Origin of the sequence: Candidatus Pseudomonas auctus (genome assembly GCF_048654275.1) — a bacterium.
Taxonomy (GTDB): Bacteria; Pseudomonadota; Gammaproteobacteria; order Pseudomonadales; family Pseudomonadaceae; genus Aquipseudomonas; species Aquipseudomonas pharyngis.
In genome coordinates, this window is the sequence record NZ_JBJYZK010000011.1 from 11,603 (window position 1) to 35,146 (window position 23,544).

At 58.2% G+C, this 23,544-nt stretch carries 24 protein-coding genes and 2 pseudogenes; 13 read left to right on the forward strand and 13 right to left on the reverse strand.

Going from position 1 to position 23,544, the window contains the following annotated elements; all coding sequences use genetic code 11:
* Window positions 1-131 precede the first annotated feature (131 nt).
* The 6 genes from tkt (at window position 132) to fba (ending at window position 6,385) form a co-directional block, all read left to right on the forward strand.
* Entirely contained in the window at window positions 132-2,129 is a 1,998-nt protein-coding gene (gene tkt, locus ACKUG4_RS19785) for a transketolase (protein WP_445434654.1), read from the forward strand.
* Window positions 2,130-2,320: 191 nt separating this feature from the next.
* Window positions 2,321-3,373, forward strand: a complete 1,053-nt coding sequence (epd, locus tag ACKUG4_RS19790; RefSeq protein ID WP_064600007.1) for an erythrose-4-phosphate dehydrogenase — start codon at window positions 2,321-2,323, stop codon at window positions 3,371-3,373.
* A gap of 12 nt (window positions 3,374-3,385) precedes the next feature.
* Window positions 3,386-4,549 carry a phosphoglycerate kinase gene (locus tag ACKUG4_RS19795; RefSeq protein WP_011336326.1) on the forward strand — a complete coding sequence of 388 codons (1,164 nt, stop codon included), beginning with the start codon at window positions 3,386-3,388 and terminating at the stop codon, window positions 4,547-4,549.
* A gap of 34 nt (window positions 4,550-4,583) precedes the next feature.
* Window positions 4,584-4,805 (forward strand): hypothetical protein, encoded by a 222-nt coding sequence (locus ACKUG4_RS19800; RefSeq protein WP_007959706.1) that lies wholly within the window; start codon window positions 4,584-4,586, stop codon window positions 4,803-4,805.
* 57 nt (window positions 4,806-4,862) lie between these two features.
* Window positions 4,863-5,195 (forward strand): MliC family protein, encoded by a 333-nt coding sequence (locus ACKUG4_RS19805; protein WP_085646942.1) that lies wholly within the window; start codon window positions 4,863-4,865, stop codon window positions 5,193-5,195.
* Between the two features lie 125 nt (window positions 5,196-5,320).
* Complete coding sequence (gene fba / locus ACKUG4_RS19810; RefSeq protein ID WP_085646941.1) at window positions 5,321-6,385, forward strand: class II fructose-bisphosphate aldolase; 1,065 nt, start codon at window positions 5,321-5,323, stop codon at window positions 6,383-6,385.
* A gap of 81 nt (window positions 6,386-6,466) precedes the next feature.
* On the opposite strand, the gene ACKUG4_RS19815 is transcribed toward fba, so the two are convergent.
* Window positions 6,467-7,666 (reverse strand): type II toxin-antitoxin system HipA family toxin, encoded by a 1,200-nt coding sequence (locus ACKUG4_RS19815; RefSeq protein WP_445434655.1) that lies wholly within the window; start codon window positions 7,664-7,666, stop codon window positions 6,467-6,469.
* A complete protein-coding gene (locus tag ACKUG4_RS19820) occupies window positions 7,663-7,914 on the reverse strand; it encodes a helix-turn-helix domain-containing protein (RefSeq protein WP_039767977.1) in 252 nt (83 codons plus the stop codon). The genes ACKUG4_RS19815 and ACKUG4_RS19820 overlap by 4 nt, the downstream gene beginning before the upstream one ends.
* A gap of 86 nt (window positions 7,915-8,000) precedes the next feature.
* On the opposite strand from ACKUG4_RS19820, the pseudogene ACKUG4_RS19825 reads away from it, so the two are divergent.
* Window positions 8,001-8,279: pseudogene (locus ACKUG4_RS19825) on the forward strand (class II fructose-bisphosphate aldolase); the annotation flags it as partial.
* Window positions 8,280-8,383: 104 nt separating this feature from the next.
* On the opposite strand, the gene ACKUG4_RS19830 reads toward ACKUG4_RS19825, so the two are convergent.
* Entirely contained in the window at window positions 8,384-8,812 is a 429-nt protein-coding gene (locus tag ACKUG4_RS19830) for a hypothetical protein (protein WP_064600001.1), read from the reverse strand.
* Between the two features lie 234 nt (window positions 8,813-9,046).
* Window positions 9,047-9,367, reverse strand: a complete 321-nt coding sequence (locus tag ACKUG4_RS19835) for a hypothetical protein (RefSeq protein ID WP_445434656.1) — start codon at window positions 9,365-9,367, stop codon at window positions 9,047-9,049.
* A 260-nt stretch (window positions 9,368-9,627) separates the two neighbouring features.
* Here ACKUG4_RS19835 and ACKUG4_RS19840 point away from each other — a divergent pair, with 260 nt between their 5' ends.
* Window positions 9,628-9,846 carry a ubiquitin-like protein gene (locus ACKUG4_RS19840; protein ID WP_445434657.1) on the forward strand — a complete coding sequence of 73 codons (219 nt, stop codon included), beginning with the start codon at window positions 9,628-9,630 and terminating at the stop codon, window positions 9,844-9,846.
* Between the two features lie 135 nt (window positions 9,847-9,981).
* Here the strand turns inward: ACKUG4_RS19840 and ACKUG4_RS19845 are convergent, their stop codons facing one another.
* The 4 genes and pseudogenes from ACKUG4_RS19845 to ACKUG4_RS19860 form a co-directional block, all read right to left on the reverse strand.
* Entirely contained in the window at window positions 9,982-10,344 is a 363-nt protein-coding gene (locus ACKUG4_RS19845) for a DUF6124 family protein (RefSeq protein ID WP_445434658.1), read from the reverse strand.
* Window positions 10,345-10,710: 366 nt separating this feature from the next.
* The gene (locus tag ACKUG4_RS19850) at window positions 10,711-10,827 is read right to left on the reverse strand and encodes a polysaccharide lyase family 7 protein (RefSeq protein WP_476748349.1); all 117 of its coding nucleotides are present in this window, start codon (window positions 10,825-10,827) and stop codon (window positions 10,711-10,713) included.
* A gap of 249 nt (window positions 10,828-11,076) precedes the next feature.
* A complete protein-coding gene (locus tag ACKUG4_RS19855) occupies window positions 11,077-11,517 on the reverse strand; it encodes a hypothetical protein (RefSeq protein ID WP_445434659.1) in 441 nt (146 codons plus the stop codon).
* 85 nt (window positions 11,518-11,602) lie between these two features.
* Window positions 11,603-11,872: pseudogene (locus tag ACKUG4_RS19860) on the reverse strand (DUF6124 family protein); the annotation flags it as partial.
* A 414-nt stretch (window positions 11,873-12,286) separates the two neighbouring features.
* Here ACKUG4_RS19860 and ACKUG4_RS19865 point away from each other — a divergent pair.
* Window positions 12,287-12,580, forward strand: coding sequence for a hypothetical protein (locus tag ACKUG4_RS19865; RefSeq protein ID WP_445434660.1), 294 nt, complete (start codon window positions 12,287-12,289; stop codon window positions 12,578-12,580).
* Between the two features lie 103 nt (window positions 12,581-12,683).
* Here the strand turns inward: ACKUG4_RS19865 and ACKUG4_RS19870 are convergent, their stop codons facing one another.
* Window positions 12,684-13,352, reverse strand: a complete 669-nt coding sequence (locus ACKUG4_RS19870; protein ID WP_011336318.1) for a polysaccharide lyase family 7 protein — start codon at window positions 13,350-13,352, stop codon at window positions 12,684-12,686.
* 351 nt (window positions 13,353-13,703) lie between these two features.
* Here ACKUG4_RS19870 and ACKUG4_RS19875 point away from each other — a divergent pair, with 351 nt between their 5' ends.
* Genes ACKUG4_RS19875 through ACKUG4_RS19885 form a run of 3 tightly spaced genes read left to right on the forward strand, consistent with a single transcriptional unit; the run spans window position 13,704 to window position 16,681 of the window.
* Window positions 13,704-15,827 carry a putative bifunctional diguanylate cyclase/phosphodiesterase gene (locus tag ACKUG4_RS19875; RefSeq protein ID WP_445434661.1) on the forward strand — a complete coding sequence of 708 codons (2,124 nt, stop codon included), beginning with the start codon at window positions 13,704-13,706 and terminating at the stop codon, window positions 15,825-15,827.
* Between the two features lie 41 nt (window positions 15,828-15,868).
* On the forward strand, window positions 15,869-16,360 hold the full coding sequence (locus ACKUG4_RS19880) for a M48 metallopeptidase family protein (RefSeq protein ID WP_007959720.1): 492 nt from the start codon (window positions 15,869-15,871) through the stop codon (window positions 16,358-16,360).
* Window positions 16,361-16,384: 24 nt separating this feature from the next.
* Window positions 16,385-16,681, forward strand: coding sequence for a winged helix-turn-helix domain-containing protein (locus ACKUG4_RS19885; protein ID WP_064380184.1), 297 nt, complete (start codon window positions 16,385-16,387; stop codon window positions 16,679-16,681).
* 224 nt (window positions 16,682-16,905) lie between these two features.
* Here the strand turns inward: ACKUG4_RS19885 and ACKUG4_RS19890 are convergent, their stop codons facing one another.
* The gene (locus ACKUG4_RS19890; RefSeq protein WP_445434662.1) at window positions 16,906-17,358 is read right to left on the reverse strand and encodes a GNAT family N-acetyltransferase; all 453 of its coding nucleotides are present in this window, start codon (window positions 17,356-17,358) and stop codon (window positions 16,906-16,908) included.
* A 256-nt stretch (window positions 17,359-17,614) separates the two neighbouring features.
* Between ACKUG4_RS19890 and ACKUG4_RS19895 the strand changes: the two genes are divergently transcribed.
* Window positions 17,615-18,352, forward strand: coding sequence for a substrate-binding periplasmic protein (locus ACKUG4_RS19895; protein ID WP_064599988.1), 738 nt, complete (start codon window positions 17,615-17,617; stop codon window positions 18,350-18,352).
* 6 nt (window positions 18,353-18,358) lie between these two features.
* Here ACKUG4_RS19895 and yccS read toward each other — a convergent pair whose 3' ends face one another.
* From yccS to dbpA, 3 genes are all read right to left on the reverse strand, one after another.
* A complete protein-coding gene (gene yccS, locus ACKUG4_RS19900) occupies window positions 18,359-20,542 on the reverse strand; it encodes a YccS family putative transporter (RefSeq protein ID WP_445434663.1) in 2,184 nt (727 codons plus the stop codon).
* 162 nt (window positions 20,543-20,704) lie between these two features.
* Complete coding sequence (locus tag ACKUG4_RS19905; RefSeq protein WP_085667407.1) at window positions 20,705-21,883, reverse strand: BaiN/RdsA family NAD(P)/FAD-dependent oxidoreductase; 1,179 nt, start codon at window positions 21,881-21,883, stop codon at window positions 20,705-20,707.
* Window positions 21,884-22,041: 158 nt separating this feature from the next.
* Entirely contained in the window at window positions 22,042-23,427 is a 1,386-nt protein-coding gene (gene dbpA, locus ACKUG4_RS19910) for an ATP-dependent RNA helicase DbpA (RefSeq protein WP_007959732.1), read from the reverse strand.
* Window positions 23,428-23,544 lie beyond the last annotated feature (117 nt).

Below are 23,544 nucleotides of genomic sequence, written 5' to 3' on the forward strand. Positions count from 1 at the left end.
CAACCGAAACCGATGTTATCCATGGGAAAAACGCCTCCGGATGACTATCTGTCATTGCCCCGAGGCGCTCGGGTGAGGGAAAATGCCCTCCTTTTTTCCGTTTCAATCTATTCACACCCAGGAGATCAGCGATGCCTAGCCGTCGTGAGCGTGCCAACGCCATTCGTGCCCTCAGCATGGATGCCGTGCAAAAAGCCAACAGCGGCCATCCCGGTGCCCCTATGGGTATGGCAGATATCGCCGAAGTGCTTTGGCGCGACTACCTCAAGCACAACCCGAGCAATCCATCGTTCGCCGACCGTGACCGCTTCGTGCTTTCCAACGGTCACGGCTCGATGTTGATCTACTCGCTGCTGCACCTGACCGGCTATGACCTGTCGATCGACGACCTGAAGCAGTTCCGTCAACTGCACAGCCGTACCCCGGGCCACCCGGAATTCGGTTACACCCCGGGCGTTGAAACCACCACCGGCCCGCTGGGTCAGGGTCTGGCCAACGCCGTGGGCTTCGCCCTGGCAGAAAAAGTACTGGGCGCGCAGTTCAACCGTCCCGGCCACAACATCGTCGACCACCACACCTACGTGTTCCTGGGTGATGGCTGCATGATGGAAGGCATTTCCCACGAAGTCGCTTCCCTGGCCGGCACTCTGGGCCTGGGCAAGCTGATCGCCTTCTACGATGACAACGGCATTTCCATCGACGGCGAAGTCGAAGGCTGGTTCACCGACGACACGCCGAAGCGTTTCGAATCGTACAACTGGCAAGTGATCCGCAACGTCGACGGTCACGACCCGGAAGAGATCAAGACCGCCATCGAGACCGCTCGCAAGAGCCCGCTGCCGACCCTGATCTGCTGCAAGACCACCATCGGTTTCGGTTCGCCGAACAAGCAAGGCAAGGAAGATTGCCACGGCGCCCCGCTGGGTGAAGCGGAAATCGCCCTGACCCGTCAGGCGCTGAACTGGAACCACGGCCCGTTCGAAATCCCGGCCGACATCTATGCCGAGTGGGATGCCAAGGAAAAAGGCCGTGCCGCCGAAGCCGAGTGGGATCAGCGTTTCGCTGCCTACTCCGCCGCGTTCCCGACCGAAGCCAACGAACTGATCCGTCGCCTGAGCGGCGAGCTGCCGGCCGACTTCTCCGAGAAAGCTGACGCCTACATCGCCGACGTTGCGGCCAAAGGCGAAACCATCGCCAGCCGTAAAGCCAGCCAGAACGCCCTGAACGCGTTCGGCCCGCTGCTGCCGGAAGTGCTGGGCGGTTCGGCTGACCTGGCCGGTTCCAACCTGACCCTGTGGAAAGGCTGCAAAGGCGTCAGCGCCGAAGACGCCAGCGGCAACTACATGTACTACGGCGTGCGCGAATTCGGCATGACCGCGATCATGAACGGGGTTGCCCTGCACGGTGGTCTGGTGCCTTACGGCGCGACCTTCCTGATGTTCATGGAATACGCCCGCAACGCAGTGCGCATGTCCGCTCTGATGAAGCAGCGCGTGATCCACGTCTACACCCACGACTCCATCGGTCTGGGCGAAGACGGCCCGACGCACCAGCCGATCGAGCAACTGACCAGCCTGCGCAGCACGCCGAACCTCGACACCTGGCGTCCAGCCGATGCCGTTGAATCGGCCGTGGCCTGGAAAAACGCTCTGGAGCGCAAGGACGGCCCGTCGGCGCTGATCTTCTCGCGTCAGAACCTGCAGCACCAAACCCGCGATGCCGGCCAGATCGCCGACATCCGCCGTGGTGGTTACGTGCTCAAGGACTGCGCAGGCGAGCCTGAGCTGATCCTGATCGCGACCGGTTCGGAAGTCGGTCTGGCCGTTCAGGCCTACGACAAACTGACCGAGCAGGGCCGCAAGGTGCGCGTGGTTTCCATGCCATGCACCAGCGCGTTCGACGCTCAGGACGCCAGCTACAAGCAATCGGTCCTGCCGTTGCAGGTCAGCGCACGTATTGCGATCGAAGCGGCCCATGCCGACTTCTGGTTCAAGTACGTGGGTCTGGAAGGTCGCGTGATCGGCATGACCACCTACGGCGAATCGGCTCCGGCTTCGGCACTGTTCGAAGAGTTCGGCTTCACCCTGGAAAACATCCTGGGTCAGGCTGAAGAGCTGCTGGAAGACTGATCCGGAAAAGGTATCGCCTGAACTGACGTATTCGCGAGCAAGTCGAATCGTCGCACCGCCGCTCCCACAGGTTCTTTGGTGTACACAAAATGTGTGACCAGCCTAGAACACTGTGGGAGCGGGCTTGCCCGCGAAAACGGTGGTTCAAGCAACATTGCACTGCCTGATTCACCACGGTAATCGAGAACCCCATGCCTCAACCGCGTCCCTACAAAGTTGCACTCAACGGCTACGGCCGGATTGGTCGTTGCGTCTTGCGTGCGTTGTTCGAGCGAGGCCCGGCGGCCGGGTTTGAAATTGTCGCGATCAACGATCTGGCCGACATGGCCAGCATCGAATACCTGACGCGCTTCGACTCCACCCACGGCCGGTTTCCCGGCGAGGTGAAAGTCGACGGCGATTGTCTGCATATTAATGGCGACTGCGTGAAGGTCCTGCGCAGTGCCACCCCCGAAGGCATCGATTGGGCGTCGCTGGGCGTCGATCTGGTGCTCGAATGCTCCGGCGCCTGGCACACCCGCGCAGACGGCCAGCGTTTCCTCGACGCCGGCGCGCCGCGTGTGCTGTTTTCGCAGCCGATGGCCAGTGAGGCGGATGTCGACGCCACCATCGTCTACGGCGTCAATCAGGATTGCCTGACCGGCGACGAACTGCTGGTGTCCAACGCCTCCTGCACCACCAACTGCGGCGTGCCGCTGTTGCGTCTGCTGGATCAGGCGGTCGGCCTGGATTACGTGTCGATCACCACGATTCACTCGGCGATGAACGATCAGCCGGTGATCGACGCCTATCACCACGAAGACCTGCGCCGCACCCGTTCGGCGTTCCAGTCGGTGATCCCGGTGTCCACCGGTCTGGCGCGTGGCATCGAGCGCCTGCTGCCGGAACTTGCCGGGCGAATTCAGGCCAAAGCCGTACGCGTGCCGACGGTCAACGTGTCCTGCCTCGACATCACGATGCAGACCGCGAGCGACACCGACGCCGGCGAGGTCAACCGGATCCTGCGCGACGCCGCCACCAGCGGCCCGCTCAAAGGTCTGTTGGCCTACACCGAATTGCCTCACGCCAGTTGTGATTTCAACCATGACCCACATTCGGCCATCGTCGATGCCAGTCAGACCCGCGTTTCCGGCCCTCGGCTGGTGAACATCCTGGCCTGGTTCGACAACGAATGGGGTTTTGCCAACCGAATGCTGGATGTTGCAGAACACTATCTGCAAACAGCGACTTCAAAAAAACCGTAGGAAGTGCGACCCATGACCGTGTTGAAGATGTCCGACCTCGATCTGCAAGGTAAGCGCGTATTGATCCGCGAAGACCTCAACGTCCCAGTCAAGGACGGTGTTGTCACCAGCGATGCGCGTATCCTGGCTTCGCTGCCGACCATCAAGCTGGCCCTGGAAAAAGGCGCGGCCGTGATGGTCTGCTCGCACCTGGGTCGTCCGACCGAAGGCGAATTCTCCGCCGAGAACAGCCTCAAGCCTGTCGCTGACTACCTGAGCAAGGCCCTGGGCCGCGAAGTGCCGCTGGTGGCCGACTACCTGGGCGGCGTTGACGTCAAGGCCGGCGACATCGTGCTGTTCGAAAACGTGCGCTTCAACAAGGGCGAGAAAAAGAACGCCGACGAACTGGCCCAGCAATACGCCGCCCTGTGCGACGTGTTCGTGATGGACGCTTTCGGCACCGCTCACCGCGCCGAAGGTTCGACCCACGGCGTGGCCAAGTTCGCCAAGGTCGCCGCTGCCGGCCCGCTGCTGGCTGCTGAGCTTGATGCACTGGGCAAAGCCCTGGGCGCCCCGGCCAAGCCAATGGCGGCCATCGTTGCCGGCTCCAAGGTGTCGACCAAACTCGACGTGCTGAACAGCCTGAGCCAGATCTGCGATCAACTGATCGTCGGCGGCGGCATCGCCAACACCTTCCTGGCTGCGGCCGGTCACCCGGTCGGCAAGTCGCTGTACGAGCCGGACCTGCTGGACACCGCTCGCGCCATTGCCGCTAAAGTCAGCGTGCCGCTGCCGGTGGACGTGGTGGTTGCCAAGGAATTCGCTGAAAGCGCCGAAGCGACCGTCAAGCTGATCGCTGACGTGGCTGCCGACGACATGATCCTCGACATCGGCCCGCAAACCGCGGCCAACTTCGCCGAACTGCTGAAGTCGTCGAAAACCATCCTGTGGAACGGCCCGGTCGGCGTGTTCGAATTCGACCAGTTCGGCAACGGCACCAAAGTGCTGGCCGAAGCCATCGCCGAAAGCGCGGCGTTCTCGATTGCCGGCGGTGGCGACACCCTGGCGGCCATCGATAAATATGGCGTGGCGGAAAAGATCTCCTACATTTCCACCGGCGGTGGCGCGTTCCTCGAATTCGTCGAAGGCAAGGTGCTGCCGGCCGTTGAAGTCCTGGAAAGCCGGGCCAAGGCCTGAGGCCGCCCGATTGGCCAGGCAAAGGAGTGTTCAGATGGTCAAGTCGTTAGCGCTGTTGCTGCTGACCGGTACGCTGGCGGCCTGCGGGAGTAACCCGAAGGCCGAGCCGACACCGGCACCGGGCGAGGCCCAGAAAGGCTGTTACCAGGCCGACTGGCAGGCCGAAACCAACCCGGTGCTGAACAAGCGCTCGGGCCCGGACGGTCTGGACAAATACGAGACGCAAACCCCGGCCAAGGAACATGGTTGTCCTTGACCGGTCTGACTCTTTAACTCAGGGCCGGCGGCGTGCGCTGCCGGTCGAGGAACACGGATGAAAGGCTTGATCGCCGTTGCGGCACTGGGATTGTTGGGTGGTTGCGCGCAGTGGAACCCGTTCCAGTCGTCCGCCCCTGTGGATAACTGGACCACCTGGACGTGCGACAGCCAAGCCAGGGTGCTGTGGCGCTACACCGATGCCGCCCGCAAGGAAGTCGATGTGCGCCTGGGCGGCGGTGATCAGGTCTATCACCTGAAAGAAGAGCCGGGCGCCTCGGGCGCGCTGTACAGCGACGACATGCTGGCGTTTCACATCAAAGGTGAGGAAGGCCTGGTTTACTGGGTCGCCACCAATGATCTGATCGGTCGGGGCTGCAAAGCCGAATAAAACAGAATTTGCTTTATCGAATCACCAGGCCGGGCCTCAACCCCCGATCTGCAATCACTTGAATAGCCGCCGCCGCTCCGGCAGGCTGGCACGATTAACGACCCAAACCGGGAGAGAGACACACAATGGCACTTATCAGCATGCGCCAGATGCTGGACCACGCAGCCGAGTTCGGCTACGGCGTTCCAGCCTTCAACGTCAACAACCTTGAGCAGATGCGCGCCATCATGGAAGCCGCTGACAAGACTGACTCCCCGGTGATCGTTCAGGCTTCGGCCGGTGCCCGCAAATACGCCGGCGCCCCGTTCCTGCGTCACCTGATCCTGGCGGCAATCGAAGAATTCCCGCACATCCCGGTGTGCATGCACCAGGACCACGGCACCAGCCCTGACGTCTGCCAGCGCTCGATCCAACTGGGCTTCAGCTCGGTCATGATGGACGGCTCCCTGGGCGAAGACGGCAAGACCCCGACCGACTACGAATACAACGTCCGCGTTACTCAACAAACCGTGGCCATGGCTCACGCCTGCGGCGTTTCGGTTGAAGGCGAGCTGGGCTGCCTGGGTTCGCTGGAAACCGGCATGGCCGGTGAAGAAGACGGCATCGGCGCCGAAGGCGTTCTGGATCACAGCCAGATGCTGACCGACCCGGAAGAAGCTGCTGACTTCGTCAAGAAGACTCAAGTTGATGCCCTGGCCATTGCCATCGGCACCAGCCACGGCGCCTACAAGTTCACCAAGCCGCCTACCGGTGACGTGCTGGCGATCGACCGCATCAAGGAAATCCACAAACGCATCCCGAACACCCACCTGGTGATGCACGGTTCCTCGTCGGTTCCGCAAGAGTGGCTGGCGATCATCAACCAGTACGGCGGCGACATCAAAGAAACCTACGGCGTGCCGGTTGAAGAAATCGTCGAAGGCATCAAGCACGGCGTGCGCAAGGTCAACATCGACACCGACCTGCGTCTGGCATCCACCGGCGCCATGCGTCGCCTGATGGCCACCAACCCGAGCGAGTTCGACCCACGTAAATTCTTCGGTGAGACCGTGAAGGCCATGCGCGACGTATGTATCGCTCGTTACGAAGCTTTCGGTACCGCTGGCAACGCTTCGAAGATCAAGCCGATCTCGCTGGAAGCCATGTACCAGCGTTATCTGAAGGGTGAGTTGAACGCCAAGGTCAATTGAGACTGGGTGTTGAGCTGACTGAATAAAAAATCCGCCGAGAGGCGGATTTTTTATGAGCGACGATATCCTCGGGTCATGAGGCTATCCAAAAGTCAGAGTAAACGGCGCTGCTGCTCGCTCAATGGCACTCACCACATGAGGCGCCTGTTCCCGATATTGTGGATAGCGCGCAAGTACCGCTTCAACCGAGGCAAGCAATTGCTGAATGCGCGCCCTCGGCTGCTCGATCTCACAGGTGTGGGCAAACTCCAGCAATCCCTGTCGCGAGGCAAGCATCGACTTGTTGCCCGCCAGATCCAGAGCCAGCACATCCTCCGGAATATAAGCCGTGGTGTTGACGATGTCATAAGCCGGCGCCAGGCGCGCGTCGCGCTGAGTCGGTTCGGAGTAAAGCAATCCAAAGTTTTTCAAATGAGCGTCGCCATTCCCGACAATGCAGCTCAAGGCAACACTATCGAAAAGTTGATCAAGTGATGCGCGTACATGCTCGGCCGGGCAGTACACACGGATGGCCTTGGCAATTGCCGCATAGCTTTTGCTGTACTTCTGGCTGGCCGACAACCCCATCAACACTGCCATGTCTTCAAAACCGATCGGGTTGAGCTGATCGTCGCGGTCAAAGCGGCGCATGACGAACAGCTTGGCATTATCGGAAATGTAAAACGGCGGAACGGGAATACCCGCTTCTTTCGCCATGGACATACAAAGGAATTCGTTGACTGCCAGACCGGGAAATTCGTCTCGGCCACTTTTGATAATCAAGTCTGAGGTTTTCGAGGTCACGCGGGGTAACGCGGCTTCCTGTTGTTCCGGAACCAGCAATTTTGGCTGAACACCCGAAATGCCTGCTCGCAGAATGTAGCGATCCATCAGGCCGGCGAAAATATCTTCCGTGCCGTCCCACGTCAGAATCTCCTCAAGTTTTTCTCCTGGAAATTGTTGTTCTTCCAGCAAGGCATCAACCGTTTCAGAGCGCACTTGAACCCTGCCAATGGGAGAGGTGCTACCGGAGAGCGCCAGCAACAGCATCGGGTCGACATTCACGGTCTTGGCCAGTCGATTACGCAGCTGCTCCAGCACATAGCCTTCCGGCAGGTTCATCTGAAAAACAGGGTGGAGCTCGCGTCGGCGAAACTCGTCATGCCGCACTGGCATCGACAGGCTGATAGCCACATCTGGCAATGCATCGTCGTGATAACGGAACGTGAAGTCCTCGCCATCGCTGAAAAGCCTGCCACTATGCCCCTCAGGCGTACTGACTTTGAGAGAGGTCATTTTCATTCGAATAAATCCCCAAGCTCTTCAAGGGTTGGCATGGCGGCTGGGACGACAGCGAGTTCGCAATCCAGTGCACCGAGCACGCGTGCATAGGCGATCATGCCAACAGAAAGGGTGCCTTTTTCTACGGCGATGACCTTGTATCGTGTCAGCCCGGCGAGGTCGGCAAGCTGAGCTTGGGTCAGGCCTCGGCGAATACGCTTTTCGCGCAACTGGTCGCCAAGGCGAGCGATCAACAAGAAATAATCCATGTGCTGCTACCGGAACATAAATATATGTATGTTACGTTAGCACAACATTCTCGTAGGGTAGTGTTTCGTAGGCTTACCGCAGACGGATCGTCGAAGGCATCAAGCACGGCGTGCGCAAGGTCAACATCGACACCGACCTGCGCCTGGCATTCGCCGGCGCCATGCGTCGCTTGATGGCCACCAACCCGAGCGAATTCGACCCGCGTAAATTCTTCGGTGAAACCGTCAAGGCGATGCGCGATGTATGTATCGCTCGCTACGAAGCTTTCGGTACCGCTGGCAACGCTTCGAAGATCAAGTCGATCTCGCTGGAGTCGATGTATCAGCGTTATCTGAAGGGTGAGTTGAACGCGAAGGTTAACTAAGTCTTAGCGTTTACCGCGACCATAAAAAACCGCCGTGAGGCGGGTTTTTATGGTCGGGATTTAGCCGGCCCACTTTCATCGTCGTTAGATGAGAGTCTTTTTCTCTATTGAACAATGAAGCGAAGGTTTTGCGAAATTACGTTATAGGTGCCGCTGGCATTTACTTGTTCAAAATAAACGTCGTAGGTCCCTGGTCGAGGAAATTTATAAAATGCCTCGAACTCAAAGTGTTCCCGTTTGTTGTTAATGCAGGGTGTCAGATATTGCAGGGTTAGCGTTACAGTACAAATCGTGACGGTAGGGATGCCCGCCGAAGGGATCGGATAAGTGTAATAGGTAATTACGTCATTTACTCGGGTGTCGGGGTCGAGCAGGTGGTAAAGCACCATGTAGTTATTGGAAAATTTGAAGGTTGGCATCACTTGCGGGCCTGTAGCAAACGAGCCGGGCGGTTGCGCATTGTATATTTTTGGTTGTGAGCCGGGGTTGATGCCGGAAACCGCTGGTTGAAGGATGCTCGTTAACGTTGGCATTTTTTTCTCCAGTGTTTATCAAGTGTTTTATGCAGAAGTTTTTTGAATCGAAACGGGCCAATGCTTGATAACTTATTGTTGTGGAGTTTTTGGGTGCACCATTATTGTTGATGAGCGAAAGCGGATTGCCAACTGTCAGTTTTTACAGGTGAGATGATTTATTGAGAATTAGAAAGCAGGTTTTTATTTCGAGTGGAGAAAACGCAGCAAAAGCTAGTTCTCTATGTGACCGGTTTATCTTCTTTTTAATTCATATCCAACGGATCTCATCAAACCATCTGGATAAGTGTGAGTTCGAATAACGCGCAGGTTTTGAAAGTTGTTCCAGCGGTCTATCGCTCCCGCCCAGTCATCCTTTTCTCCAGAGTTTTCGGTGGAGAAATTTACCCTGGTAGTCAGACCGTCTTCTTCGTGGCTGTATCCACCTACGACAGGGTAGGCATAACCATTTTCCTCCAGAGTACCGCTAAGTCGTCCGGTACTTTCATTTGCAGATTTAATCTTTATACAGACGCTGTTGTCGTCGTTGTAGAAATTGCCAGTAGGGCCCGCCATGGTTCGCTCCTTGCGTTTATCAGGATCGGAGAGGTGCGCTACAAGTGAGACTAAGGGGTTGTGGGAGTAATTGCACCTGTTGGATGTAACAGGTTTTTATAACAATTTTTTATATTTCATATGACGTTTGGTTTGGAGAGGCTATTTTCTGCTTTCGATTATCGCGAACAAGTATAAGAGCCTGTAAGTTCTTACAGGTGCTGTGCGAGGCTTTGATTTTCATCATGAGACTTTCATGAATGTTTGTGCTGGAGGAGTATATGAAGATCTTTGTTAAGTCGAAGTATGTAACGCACACATTGGACGTCGAGCCGACTGATTCGATCGAGCAAGTCAAAGCTAAATGGCAGGATAAGACAGAGGAACCGCCGGATTCTTTTCGTTTGATTTATTCCGGTAAGCAGTTGGAGGATAATCGGACCCTGTCGGATTACAATATTCAAGCCAACCCGCTCCTGGATTTAGTTCTTCGTCTATAAGTTATGGCTGGCTAATTGGCTGGTGTCGTGTCGAAAAATGTTATTGACGATCTCTGCTCAGGCAATAACCCCGCCGATAGGCGGGGTTATTGTCAAAGGGAAGTTTATTTCCCATAGCGCCTGTTTATGTTGTGACTACTTTGTTGGCTCAACATGATCCAGCGCCTGATTCACCGCCAATTCCCCAAGCATCACCAGTTGTGCGATGCCTATCGCGGTTTTGCGGTCGGCGGGGGTTAGGGAGGCGGCGAAGTTGTTGAGCATTTCGCTGGCGGAGCCGAGGGTTTCGCTGGCGTTGGCCATCAGGGATTCGGTGTTGTAGGCGGGATTGGCGAAGTACATGCGGTCGGGCTCGTTGACCGTGGCCATGATGCGGGCGCCGGGGCAGAGGTAGTGGTCGAGGGCGCGTTCGGCTGCTTCGTTGAGTTTGGTGGGGTCGAGGGGATCGTAGGGGGAGGCCAGATCGGTTTCTGGCGGATTCGGTGTAATTTTGAACATATGCTGAAAACTCCTGTAAGGAGCTGCCGGTCCTTCCCTACTAAAAGAAGGGTGGCAGCTGTGCGCAGGTTAGTAGACCGGGGAGTATTCAGCATTGACCGGCGCGCCGAAGCGCCCTGCACACAGCCGCCATCACAATCAAACGGGAACGTCTGATGGATAGCGCGTTGCACGTAGCTGAAAACACCACGGGCTACTAAACCCGATCACTGCGAATCAGTGACCCGAATCAAGTTACCGATGGCCCTCCAGGCGCACAAGCCGGCGGATTCTGGCGTACCGGTAGGCCGTGACGCAAGCCGTTGTAGGCTTCGGGACGTTACGCGCACTGCTTTTAAACAGCGGCCTTAAACGTGCGCGCCGCCGCTATCTATCGTGATCGATATCCAGCTTGCTGAACGTCACCTGCCCACCCTCACTGGTGTACCCGGTGTTGTCCTGCACATACACGCCCGCCTTGAAATACAGAGCTGATAAATAAATCTGTTGCCTTTGGTTCCGTCCCCTTCGGTTGCCTCTGGTTCTCTTTGGTTCTCCAAACCGGTGGAGTCTGGCGTGCTGGTAGGCAATGGCACAAGTTTACGGCTGGATGAAGTAACGCGAAGTGTCTTTAAGCGGCTGACGTTTAAGGTTGGGCAACGGTGAAGGAGGTAGGGGTGAGGATCAACGTATCTGGGCGGTAGGTATTACTTGGCAGGGTCAGCTCTCGGGTCTCACCACCTGAGTAGACAGTCAAATAGCTGGGGCGGATTGTTGGGAATAGCCTTGAGCTGTAAAAGTTAAATCAATCGGGGCTTTGTAACCTTGATTGTTCCATACGATGAAATAAAATCTGCCGGTTAATTCCTGGTTCGCCGGGTTATGTTCCACATCGTAATGCCCTTCTATTGAATCAAGAAATCCTGTTGCGGATCCCATTCTATAAAGATAGGCCGCGTAAGCGGTATACCCGATGAGATCGACCTGGCCCGAATATCTTCCATTTCTTTTTGGGATTGTAAAAGAAACTCCCAGGTCACCGTTAGTTGTCCCATTATTCGTGAAAAGTAGTTTAATGCTTTCGTCGTGTTGCTCAAATATTAATAGATTGTCAGCTTTGAAAGGGCCGTTGACCGAAACGACAACGTCGGCACTGCCAGTAGTTAGAATGGCATTGAAATTTGTGGTGCTCATATCGGTATCTCCAGTTTTTGATATTTTTACGATGGCCCTGCCAAGAGGGCTTTCAGTATCGCTGTAGTAATTTGTACGTCAACTGTCATAACTGACAGTTCAACCAAGTCCGTAAATTGTTCATGATGTCAGGTTGCGCAATGCCAATCGCGGTTTTGCGGTCGGCGGGGGTGAGGGAGGCGGCGAAGTTGTTGTGCATTTCGCTGGCGGAGCCGAGGGTTTCGCTGGCGTTGGCCAGCAGGGATTCGGTGTTGTAGGCGGGGTTGGCGAAGTACATGCAGTCGGGTTCGTTGACCGTGGCCATGATGCGGGCGCCGGAGCAGAGGTAGTGGTCGAGGGCGCGTTCGGCGGCTTTGCACACTCGATAGAGTCAAGGCCCCAGACGTAGCTCTCTATTGCGCTTTACGATGGCTTCGAGAAGCGTGCTGTTGATGCCGATGGATCTGCAGTACGCGATCAGTGCGCTGATGTCATTCCGAATTTGAGAGCGTTCAACCCACTATCCAGCTTTTAACTGGATAAATGACTAGGATTTTTTTGTTTAGTTGTAAAAACTGCTCTGTCTATGCTTTTGAAATATAAAAAACTGTCAGATGTTACAGGTGTGGAGAGTTCGTTAGCGAATTATTGTTAGGGCTCAATTATCTTTCAGGATGGAAAAAATGCAAAAGGACAAAGGAGTCACTAGTGTTGGTGTTGGCGATGTTCAAATGTTTCTGGCGATTCCCGGGGGGAGCACTTTACCGTCTCAATTCGTGGAAGAGAGTTTTTGCAACACTCTGGCGAACATTTCCATTTTAAATTTTTCCAGTATCTAGGCAGTAATGAGTTTTATGTTGGTTCCACATTCTACAAAAACCTTCAGCTTAATGTGCCGCACGAACTGGGAGGCCCTGGATCAGTTGCCGGCGTGCATCTGGAGTTGGACGGGATTGATAATTCCAGGAGGGCCAAGGGCTTTGTTTGTTTGGAACGAGGCGGAGATTATCCGAAAGGGGTGATCTTTTGTGCGGAAGAAAAGGCATTTTCTTTGATTGCGATGTTTGACTTTAAAAATAATTAATTTTTCATCATCGGTGCGATATCAGTTTCATGCGGCAGACTTTCGAAAGTCTGCCGTTTTTTATTCTATGTCATCGATAATTGATGCTCAGGTCAGTGTCCTGTTATTTGTCATGATCGATATCCAACTTGCTGAACGTCACCTGCCCACCCTCGCTGGTGTACCCGGTGTTGTCCTGCACATACACGCCCGCCTTGAAGTACAGCGGTTTGTTGCGCCACGTCGCGCTGATCTGCGAATCCCACTGATACCCGGCCGCACTCACGCCCAGTGCACCGCCGGGGCTCAGATGAATGAGGTAGTTGAACTCGCGATTGAGTTTGATCCCGGTGGCGAGGGTGATAACGCGGCTTTCGTCCTGATCCGGATGGGTGCGCAGTTTGATCACCAGGTTGCCGGTCTCGGTTTTTTCTTTGTATTGGTACTCAAGCTTGAGCATCGGCTTCTGGCTTTCGTAGGCGTGGATCTGGCCGATGACGATCTTGCCCGAGCTTGGCACCTTGTTGACCGACAGGGTCGCGCGCAGCAGGTTGTCGGCGTCGGGGTAATACCAGTTGCGCAATGTTCCGTTGCTGTAGGTTTCGCGCAGTTCGGTGCGCGGGTAGATGGCGTTTTCGGTTTTCGAGCCGGTCACCGGGGACCAGAAGAACAGGGTTCCGGTGTCGGAATGGAAGTACTGATCCTTGAAGCCGTTCACCAGTTTGGAGGTTTCGACGGTGTAGGGCGGGCTGCCAACGGGAACGCTGAGGTTCCAGGTTGCGAGGTCGATCATGTCGGTTCTTCCACTCTATTTCTCTTGCACGCGCGTGCCAGAAGCTCTAGCCCGCGCCTCTTGGGGGCGGCCTTTATAAGCGTAGAGCGTTTTTTTGTTAATGGCCGTCCGGCAGATGATTGGCGTCAACATCCTGTCGAAATGCCACCTTTCCCGGTTTTCGGGGGCTTCAGCGGTGACCGTTAGTCGGCTGCCTGCTGGTTTGTTTAAATGATGGCTGGATGACAGCTATTGCTTTTACAGATCCCGGACTAGAGTGAAGACTCGGTGACTGTACGGTTTTCACGAGAAGCCGCCCGGAACACTGACCCGAGATGCCCCGACACGAGTTGTCCCGACAAGAGAAGCAGCATGGAATGCGCGCAACCCCAGCCAGGTGAAGGCAGCTCAGTCCTTTTGATCGTCGATGATTACCCTGAAAACCTGATCAGCATGCGCGCGTTGCTGCAGCGCCAGGACTGGCAGGTATTGACCGCCGCTTCCGGTTACGAAGCGCTCAACCTGTTGCTCGAACACGACATCGACCTGGTGCTGCTGGATGTGCAGATGCCGGGCATGGACGGTTTCGAAGTCGCGCGGCTGATGCGCGGCAGTCAGCGCACGCGCCTGACCCCGATCATTTTCCTCACCGCCAACGAGCAGTCCCAGGACGCCGTGATCAAGGGTTACGCCAGCGGTGCGGTGGATTACCTGTTCAAACCCTTCGATCCGCAGATTCTCAAGCCGAAAGTCCAGGCGTTGCTGGAACACCAGCGCAATCGCCGGGCCTTGCAGCGCTTGAGTCAGGATCTGGAATCGGCGCGGGCCTTCAATGCCTCGGTGCTGGATAACGCTGCCGAAGGTATTCTGGTGTTGGGTGAGGATGGCTTGATCCGCTTCGCCAATCCGGCGATTTCCCGGTTGCTCAATGCGCCGGTGAAGGAGCTGGAAGGGCAGGAGTTTCTCGATTACCTGCAGAAACCGCACATTCCGCTGTGGGCCGATTCCGAGTTTTACGCCGGGTACAAACGTGGCGAGACCCTGCGTCTACACGACGCGTCGCTGCGCACCGCGCCGGGGCAGCAGGTGCCGGTGGCCTTGTCCTGTGCGCCGCTGCCGAGTGAACAGCACGCGATGGTGGTGACGGTGCTGGACATGTCGGTGGTGCGTCATCTGCATCAACAGCTGGAATTTCAGGCGGTCACCGACCCGCTGACCGGGCTGCTCAATCGCCGGGGTTTTTACCAGACTGTGGAAAACCTGCTGCTGCGCGGCGAGCGCACGGACAGCAGTTGGGTGTTGATGTACCTCGATCTCGACGGCTTCAAAAGGGTCAACGACTCCCTCGGCCATGATGCCGGGGACCGGGTGTTGCGCTGGGTCTCCGAACAATTGAAAGCCTGCCTGCGGCCGTTCGACATTCTGGCGCGGATGGGCGGTGACGAGTTCACCGCGCTGCTGGATCTGGAGTTCCCCGAGCAAGCGGCGAAGATCGCCGAGAAGCTCATCGAGCGGGTGTCGATCTGTCAGCAGATTGAAGGGCTGGATATTGCGCTGGGTGCGAGTATCGGCATCGCCACTTACCCGGATTGCGGCAACAATCTCGACGGTTTGCTGCGCGCCTCGGACATCGCCATGTACGAGGCCAAGCGTGCCGGGCGTCAGCAATATCGCTTCTACGATCATGAAATGAACGGCCGCGCGCGGTCGCGGCTGATGCTGGAAGAAAGCGTGCGTAATGCCATCGAGAACCGCGATTTCAATCTGGTGTATCAGCCGCAGGTGGCCATTGGCGATGGTCGCGTTCGTGGTTTCGAGGCGTTGCTGCGCTGGCAGCATCCGAGTGTCGGCGACGTGCCGCCGGGGCTGTTCCTGCCGTTGCTGGAAGAGGCGACGTTGATCAGCCGCCTCGGCAGCTGGATCTATCATCGCAGCGCCGGGCAGCGTAAGGCGTGGGAGGCCGAGTTCTCCAAGGATCTGGTGATCGGCGTGAGCCTGAGCAACACTCAGTTCGGCCTGCCGAATCTGGTGACCGAATTGCGCCAGGTGCTGGAGCGCCATGGTTTGCAGCCGCACCAGATGGAAGTGGAAGTCACCGAAGAGGCGCTGACGATCAACCCGGACGAGACCCGCAAGCAGCTGAAGCTGCTGCGCAATCTCGGGGTGCGGGTGGCGCTGGATGATTTCGGTTCCGGAGCCTGCTCGCTGGCGCATCTGCGCGATCTGGAACTGGATACCCTCAAACTCGATCGCCACCTGATCGCCCGATTGCCGAACTCGTCCCGCGACGCTTCACTGGTGCGCACGGTCATCGACTTATGCAAGGAATACGGCTTGCTGGTGATTGCCGAAGGCGTGGAAACCGTCGAGCAATACCAGTGGCTGCAAGCCCATGGTTGTCAGTACGTGCAAGGCTTTCTGGTGGCGCGGCCGTTGGTCGCCGAGGACACCGTACGCTTTACCGAGCCGTTCGACTGGAGCGCGTTGGCCGGTTGAATTCGCTACACTGGCGGCCTTTTCATGACCCGTGCCGCCCCATGACTGCGTTGAAATACCTCCAGGCCTATCCCGCGAATCTGCAAGATCAGGTGCGCCAATTGATCGCCGACAACCGCCTCGGTGATTACCTGAGCCAACGCTACCCGGGCCGCCACGATGTGCAGAGCGACAAGGCGTTGTACGGCTACGCGCTGGACTTGAAGCAGGAATACCTGCGCAACGCCCCGGCCATTGACAAGGTGCTGTTCGACAACCGCCTCGACCTGACCCATCGCGCCCTCGGCCTGCACACCACGGTGTCGCGGGTGCAGGGCGGCAAGCTCAAGGCCAAGAAAGAGATTCGCATCGCCTCGCTGTTCAAGGACGCCGCGCCGGAGTTTTTGAAGATGATCGTCGTGCACGAGCTGGCGCACTTCAAGGAGTCGGATCACAACAAGGCGTTCTATAAGTTATGTGAGCACATGCTGCCGGGCTACCACCAGGTCGAGTTCGACCTGCGGGTGTATCTGACCTGGCGGGACATGCAATAAGACATCAAACAACGGAGCGCGTGCATGGACGTAAGCAAGACCAAGAGCAGTTTCTACCGGCGCTTGTACGTGGCGTACCTGATCGACAGCGGCCTGGCCAGCAGCGTGCCGGCGCTGACCGAGGTCACCGGCATGCCCCGGCGCACGGCGCAGGACACGATTGCGGCGCTGGCGGATCTGGATATCGTCTGTGAGTTCGAACAGGAAGAGGGCGCGCGCAATCATGCGGGGCGCTACCGGATTCGCGACTGGGGGGCGATTGATCGGGGGTGGATTGAGCGGAATTTGCGGCAGATCAAGGCTGTTCTCGAGTATCCATGAGTTGGGTGTTTGCCTTTAGGTCGCTGCCCTCACCCCAACCCTCCCGAAACGTCGGACCGCCCGGAGGGAGAGGGGGCTGACCGAGGTGTCTTGCGTCATACATCGACCTGATCAAGTGTGGCGATTATGGATTCAACAACGCTCGTTCAGGTCGTTGTATCTCCCGAATATTCCCCAATCAGTCCCCTCTCCCTCCGGGAGAGGGTTAGGGTGAGGGGGCTTTTTCAGGACCGCCGCATACCTATGTGTGGAATGTCATCCTCAAGATATTCCTCACCGGCCACCACAAACCCGTACCGCCCGTAATACCCCTGCAAATGCGCCTGGGCCGACAGGTAGATCGGCACTTCAGGCCAACGCTTTTCGGCCTGTTTCAGCGCCTGTTCCATCATTTCATGCCCCAGCCCTTTGCCACGGCCGACCGGTGCGGTCAGCACGCGGCCGATCACCACGTCGCCACCCTGGGATTCCGGGTCCAGCAGGCGCAGGTACGCCACCAGTTGATCATCGTCCCAGCCCATCAGATGGCAGGTGTCACCGTCCAGATCCTGACCGTCCGGATCCAGGTACGCGCAGCGCTGTTCGACCACGAACACTTCCGAGCGCAATTTCAAAATGGCGTACAGCTGCTCCAGTCCCAGATCGCTGTGATGTTTGCAGACCCACTCGATTGTCATCTTCCGATTCCTTGAACAACGTCGCCCGATACTAAGCGCCCCGCCGAAATATGTCTGTATGGCTGAGAAATCTGTGACAAAGGCCAAAATGCCATCATTCCAATATCGCGGCTCGCCGTACTTTGTGTAATCTGCTGGGAAGCACTGTGCAATGGCTTCAATGAGCTAAGGTTAGGGCCTGGGATTCGCCGGTAAGGGGCCTTGGGGTTTTGACTGAAAACACGCCGGGCGGCCCGCCCGCTAAGGATTTTCAAGCATGCCGCGATTGCATCGAGCCTTTGCTTTGATCGGATTGCTGTTGCTGGGTCAAAGCGCGGCAGCGGAGAAATTGCGTCTGGTGTTCGACGTCTGGCCGCCCTTTACCGATGACACGCTGGTCAACGGTGGGCTGGCGACCGACATCGTCAGCACGGCCCTGGCCCGTGCCGGTTATGCCAGCGGTTATGAGCAGGTGCCGTGGGCGCGGGCGTTGCTGGGTGTTGGCGAAGGACGTTACGACGTGCTGGTCAACGCCTGGTACAACGACGAGCGCACGAAGATCGGGCAGTTTTCCGCCGAGTACCTGCTCAATCGCGTGCGCTTCCTCAAGCGCAAAGACGCGCCCATCGAATACAACAACCTGCAGGAACTGCACACCTATCCGGTTGCGGTAGTGCGCGGCTACGCCTATTCGGCGCCGTTCGATGCCGACACCGCGTTGCAGAAAGTCCCTGTGCATAACTTCGCCATGGCCGTGCGCATGCTCGCGGCGGACCGGGTAAAGCTGACCCTGGAAGACGAATACGTGGCCCGCTATTACCTGGCCCGGGAATCACAGAAGGTACGTAACGCGGTGGAGTTTCTGCCCAAGCCGCTGAGCGAGAACAGCCTGCATATTCTGGTCAGCCTGAAGAACCCGCAGCACGAACAGATTGTGGCCGGGTTCGACAAGGCGATTGCGTCGATGAAGGCCGATGGCAGCTATGAAAAGCTGCTCAGGCAGCACGGAATGTGAGGCGGCTCAATCCTCGGCTGTGTCCTTGATCAGATGCGCCGCCAGCGTGCGCAACGGCCCGAGCTGGCGGCAGATCAGCGCCAGTTGCGTCTGCACCAGCCGCTGGCCTTCGTCGATTTCGTCCGGCATCTGCTCAAGTTCATTGGCCAGCGCTTCTTCCTCATCACTTTGAATGGCAATCGGCTGTTTGCTCGCGAGACCCTGGGCGATCTCATCGATGCTCGACGCCAGACTCACCCCGGCGCCGTCGATCAAATGTTCGCGCACCTCGGCCGGCAACTGGGTTTCACGGTGCGCGCCGAGGCCTGACAGATAGCTGAGCAAGGTGTGCGACAGCACCAGGAAGCGGAAGCCGACATCGGCTTCCTTCCGGAAATGCCCCGGCTCCATCAGCATGTTCGCCAGCGTTGTTGATAGTGCGGCGTCGGCGTTGTGCGCGTTGCGCCGGGCCAGGCGATAGGCGAGGTCGTCGCTCTTGCCGGCGGCGTATTGCTGCATGATCTGGCGCAGGTAGATGCTGTTGCAGGTGAGGGTGTTGGCCAGCACTTTGTTCAGGCGCCGACCTTGCCAGTCCGGCAGGAACAGGAATACCGCAAGCCCCGCAATCAGGCTGCCGAGCAAGGTATCGAACAGTCTCGGCACGAACAGCCCGTAGCCGTCACCAACCTGGTTGAAGCAGAACAGCACCATGATCGTGATCGCGGCGGTCGCCACGGTGTAGCGGGTGGTGCGGTTGGTAAAGAACACCACGCCGGCGGCGATGGCGAAGCACGACTGCACCAGCGGGCTTGGGAACAGATCGAACAGCGCCCAGGCAATCGTCAGGCCGATCGCCGTGCCGAAAATCCGCTGGCCGAGTTTGCGCCGGGTGGCGCCGTAGTTCGGCTGGCAGACGAACAGCGTGGTGAGGATGATCCAGTAGCCTTGCGACGGGTGTATCAGGTGCACCATGCCGTAGCCGACGCTCAACGCCAGCGGCAAGCGCAGGGCATGGCGGAACAGCAGCGAGGTCGGCGTCAGCTGCGTGCGCAGACGAATCCACACGTCCTTGAAGTTGCGCGGCGAGCGGTCAAGCAGACTGCTGTCGGTGGCATCTGCCAGGGCATCGGGGTTGCTGGCGTCGCTGAGCAAACGGTCGAGGGTGCCGAGGTTGGCCGCCAGTGCCCGCAGTGAACGCAGCAGGCCACGCCAGGCCGGGTTGCTCTGGATGCGCAGGTGTTCGAGGGACGCGTGCAGGTCGCTCAGGGCTTCGGCGAAGCTCGCGTCGTAGATGAACGGTTGGCGCATCTGGATCGATTCGGCCAGCGCCCGACAGGCCTTGCCTTGCTGGCGCAGCAGGCGCTGGCAGCGGAACAGCACGTCGCTGTGGAAGAACGCATCGGCCAGGGCGTTGTACGGGTAGTGCGAAGAACTGGCGCGTTCGTGAATGTCCTGCGCCAGGAAGTACAGCTTCAAGTAACGGCTGACTTTCGAGCCCGGACGACCGTTGCCGACCCGGTGCAGGATGATTTCCTTGGCGCTGTTCAGGGCTGCGACGACCCGGCCGTTCTGCTGGGCCAGTTCCAGTCGCCGGGCTTCGACGTCCATCTGACGGATCGGCTCGAACAGGGAGGATTTCAGCTTCAGGTAATAGCCAAGTTCGCGGAACAGCCGCGCCAGACTCTGCTGCACCGGCTGATTGGAAAACATCGCCTGCCACAGCACCGACAGCAGGCCGTACCACGCGGCACCCGCCACCAGCAGCATCGGCTCATGCCAGAAATCCGTGACCGCGCCGCCGCGCTGGTCGACGCCGATCATGGTGTAGACGGAAAGAATCAGCGTCGCCGAAGCAATCGCCCCGTAACGTTCGCCGAGCGCGCCGAGCATGGTCAGGCTGAAACTGGCCAGTGCCAACGCGATGACGAACACGATGGGGTAGGGGAACAGCAATTCCACGGACAGCGCCGCGACACTGAAACACACCAGCGTCACCGCCAGTGCGTTGAGGCGGCCCTGCCAACTGTCGTCGGTCTCGGCCAGGGCGCTGGCGATAATCCCGAGGAACAGCGGGATCAGCAGCCCCATTTCATCCTGATACCAGCACAGCGCCATGCTGCCGGTCAGGGCGATGAATACCCGCACGCTGTAGCTGAATTTATCCAGCGCCCACAGGCGCCGCAAAGACTGACGAAACGAGGTCGAGGACATGAAGTGCGAAGGCCTTCCGAGGCGATGCCGCTAAATTGAGCCAGTAATGACGCCGACGCAATGGCGCCGATCACATCTGACAGCAAAAAGTGTTCCTTTCATGCACCACACACCACTGTGGGAGCAAGCCCGCTCCCACAGGGTTTTGTGTATCGCTTTGGGTCAGACGTACTGCGCGGCGGCGTAACCCGATGCCCAGGCCCACTGGAAGTTGAACCCGCCCAGATGCCCGGTGACATCCAGCACTTCGCCGACGAAGTAGAGGCCCGGGCTTTTCAGCGATTCCATGGTCTTGGACGACACTTCGCGGGTGTCGACGCCACCGAGGGTGACTTCGGCGGTGCGGTAGCCTTCGGTGCCGGCCGGCACGACTTTCCAGCTGCCGAGCTTCTCGGCGATGTCCGCCAGTTCTGCGTGGGTGTACTGCTTCATCGGTTTGGAGACGAACCAGTTGTCCGCCAGCAGGTTGGCCATCTTCTTGGTGAAGATTTCGCCGAGCAGGGTTTTCAGTTCGCTGTTCGGACGCTCGGCGGTTTGCTGTTGCAGCCAGCTTGCGGCGTCGTGATCGGGCAGCAGGTTGATTTCGACCGTGTCGCCCGGCTCCCAGAACGAGGAAATCTGCAGAATCGCCGGACCGCTGAGGCCACGGTGAGTGAACAGGATGTTCTCGCGAAAACTCTGGTCGTTGCAGCTGACCAGGCAATCCACCGAGGTGCCGGACAGTTCGGTGCACAAGTCCTTGAGCTGATCGGTGATGGTGAACGGCACCAGACCGGCGCGGGTCGGCAGCAGTTCATGGCCGAACTGTTTGGCGACCTGATATCCGAAGCCGGTCGCGCCCAGCGTCGGGATCGACAGCCCGCCGGTGGCGATCACCAGCGACTGGCACTGGATCTGGCCGAGGGTGGTGTCGAGCAGGTAACCGCCCTCGATTTTCTCGATGGTCTGGATCGAGGTGTCGAGGTGCAGGTTGACGCCGACCTGATCGCACTCGTCCAGCAGCATGCCGAGGATGTCACTGGATTTGTTATCGCAGAACAGTTGGCCGAGTTTCTTCTCGTGATACGGCACGCCGTGCTTGGCGACCATGCCGATGAAATCCCACTGGGTGTAGCGGGCCAGCGCGGATTTGCAGAAGTGCGCATTCTGCGAGAGGAAATTGCTCGGTTCGGTGTACATGTTGGTGAAGTTGCAGCGCCCACCGCCGGACATCAGGATTTTCTTGCCGGCCTTGTTCGCGTGGTCGAGCAGCAACACCTGACGCCCACGCCCGGCGGCGGTCAGTGCACACATCAACCCTGCGGCGCCAGCGCCAATGATCACGACTTCGGTAGAGCGCAAAACGGTGTCCTCACACTAAATTCAAATTCACCGGAAACCAATGTGGGAGCGAGCCTGCTCGCGATGAGGTCGGCACATGCAACATAGTTGTTGGCTGACAGTCCGCCATCGCGAGCAGGCTCGCTCCCACAGGGGATCTACTTTGGATGGTAGATCGCTTACAAGACCCGAACGCGCAGCGAACGACCCTTGATCTTGCCGTTGTTCAAACGCTGCAGCGCCTGCATGACCACGGTGCGTTCAACAGCGACATAGGACTGGAAGTCGAAGATCGCGATCTTGCCGACCTGGGCGCCCGGAATGCCAGCCTCACCGGTCAGTGCGCCAAGAATGTCGCCCGGACGTACCTTGTCTTTCCGGCCGCCAGCGATGCACAGCGTGCTCATCGGCGGTTGCAGCGGGGCACCGCCCTGGGACTTGAGGTTATCCACCTGATCCCAGTTCAGCGGGGTTTTCTGCAGTTGTTCGATGGCTTGAGCGCGGTGCGCTTCGGACGGCGCCACCAGGCTGACCGCGATGCCTTTCTCGCCGGCACGACCGGTACGGCCGACGCGGTGAATGTGGATTTCCGAGTCGCGGGCCAGTTCGACGTTGATCACCATGTCCAGCGCATCGATGTCCAGACCACGGGCGGCAACGTCAGTGGCAACCAGCACCGAAGTGCTGCGGTTGGCGAACATCGCCAGCACCTGATCGCGGTCACGCTGTTCCAGATCGCCGTGCAGGCCGACAGCGGAAATGCCTTTGGAGGTCAGGTGATCGACGGTTTCCTGCACTTGCTGCTTGGTGAAGCAGAACGCCACGGTGGAGGCCGGGCGGAAGTGGTGCAGGACCTTGGTCACCGCACTCATGCGCTCTTCCGGGGAAATCTCGTAGAAGCGCTGCTCGATCTGGGTGTCGTCGTGGAACGCTTCGGCTTTCACCGTTTGCGGATCGCGCATGAACTTCGACGCCAGTTGCTTGATGCCCACCGGGTAGGTGGCCGAGAACAGCAGGGTCTGACGGCGGGCCGGAGTCTGCTCGATGATGTCTTCGATGGCGTCATAGAAACCCATGTCGAGCATGCGATCGGCTTCGTCGAGGATCAGCGTGTTCAAACCGTCGAGAACCAGCGAACCCTTGCGCAGGTGCTGCTGGATGCGGCCCGGAGTGCCGACAATGATGTGCGCGCCGTGCTCCAGCGAGCCGATCTGCGGGCCGAACGACACGCCGCCGCACAGGGTCAGGACCTTGATGTTGTCTTCGGCACGGGCCAGGCGACGGATTTCCTTGGCGACCTGGTCGGCCAGCTCGCGGGTCGGACAAATCACCAGCGCCTGGCAACCGAAGTAGCGCGGATTGATCGGGTTCAGCAGGCCGATGCCGAACGCGGCGGTCTTGCCGCTGCCGGTCTTGGCCTGGGCGATCAGGTCCATCCCCTTGAGGATCACCGGCAAGCTCTGCGCCTGGATCGGCGTCATCTGGGCATAACCGAGGGAGTCGAGGTTAGCCAGCATGGCGGCGGAAAGCGGCAAAGTATTAAAAGCGGTGGCGATGGTGGTCACGGGACTGGCCTGCAAAACAAAATGTCGCGCAGTGTAGCAGCCTCTGGCCACTTTCCTCGAAAGTTCTGGACGAACGCAAAGCCTGTGACGAGGGCCGGTAACCTCGCCACGCAGACC

Coding starts and splice junctions, on each gene's coding strand:
- ACKUG4_RS19880 (WP_007959720.1), top strand. CDS start 15,869: ATGACTGCGTTGAAATACCTCCAGGCCTATCCCGCGAATCTGCAAGAT.
- ACKUG4_RS19820 (WP_039767977.1), bottom strand. CDS start 7,914: ATGGATTATTTCTTGTTGATCGCTCGCCTTGGCGACCAGTTGCGCGAA.
- ACKUG4_RS19800 (WP_007959706.1), top strand. CDS start 4,584: ATGGTCAAGTCGTTAGCGCTGTTGCTGCTGACCGGTACGCTGGCGGCC.
- ACKUG4_RS19830 (WP_064600001.1), bottom strand. CDS start 8,812: ATGCCAACGTTAACGAGCATCCTTCAACCAGCGGTTTCCGGCATCAAC.
- ACKUG4_RS19815 (WP_445434655.1), bottom strand. CDS start 7,666: ATGAAAATGACCTCTCTCAAAGTCAGTACGCCTGAGGGGCATAGTGGC.
- yccS (WP_445434663.1), bottom strand. CDS start 20,542: ATGTCCTCGACCTCGTTTCGTCAGTCTTTGCGGCGCCTGTGGGCGCTG.
- ACKUG4_RS19890 (WP_445434662.1), bottom strand. CDS start 17,358: ATGACAATCGAGTGGGTCTGCAAACATCACAGCGATCTGGGACTGGAG.
- ACKUG4_RS19875 (WP_445434661.1), top strand. CDS start 13,704: ATGGAATGCGCGCAACCCCAGCCAGGTGAAGGCAGCTCAGTCCTTTTG.
- ACKUG4_RS19870 (WP_011336318.1), bottom strand. CDS start 13,352: ATGATCGACCTCGCAACCTGGAACCTCAGCGTTCCCGTTGGCAGCCCG.
- ACKUG4_RS19885 (WP_064380184.1), top strand. CDS start 16,385: ATGGACGTAAGCAAGACCAAGAGCAGTTTCTACCGGCGCTTGTACGTG.
- epd (WP_064600007.1), top strand. CDS start 2,321: ATGCCTCAACCGCGTCCCTACAAAGTTGCACTCAACGGCTACGGCCGG.
- fba (WP_085646941.1), top strand. CDS start 5,321: ATGGCACTTATCAGCATGCGCCAGATGCTGGACCACGCAGCCGAGTTC.
- ACKUG4_RS19835 (WP_445434656.1), bottom strand. CDS start 9,367: ATGGCGGGCCCTACTGGCAATTTCTACAACGACGACAACAGCGTCTGT.
- ACKUG4_RS19795 (WP_011336326.1), top strand. CDS start 3,386: ATGACCGTGTTGAAGATGTCCGACCTCGATCTGCAAGGTAAGCGCGTA.
- ACKUG4_RS19805 (WP_085646942.1), top strand. CDS start 4,863: ATGAAAGGCTTGATCGCCGTTGCGGCACTGGGATTGTTGGGTGGTTGC.
- tkt (WP_445434654.1), top strand. CDS start 132: ATGCCTAGCCGTCGTGAGCGTGCCAACGCCATTCGTGCCCTCAGCATG.
- ACKUG4_RS19895 (WP_064599988.1), top strand. CDS start 17,615: ATGCCGCGATTGCATCGAGCCTTTGCTTTGATCGGATTGCTGTTGCTG.
- ACKUG4_RS19855 (WP_445434659.1), bottom strand. CDS start 11,517: ATGAGCACCACAAATTTCAATGCCATTCTAACTACTGGCAGTGCCGAC.
- ACKUG4_RS19845 (WP_445434658.1), bottom strand. CDS start 10,344: ATGTTCAAAATTACACCGAATCCGCCAGAAACCGATCTGGCCTCCCCC.
- ACKUG4_RS19840 (WP_445434657.1), top strand. CDS start 9,628: ATGAAGATCTTTGTTAAGTCGAAGTATGTAACGCACACATTGGACGTC.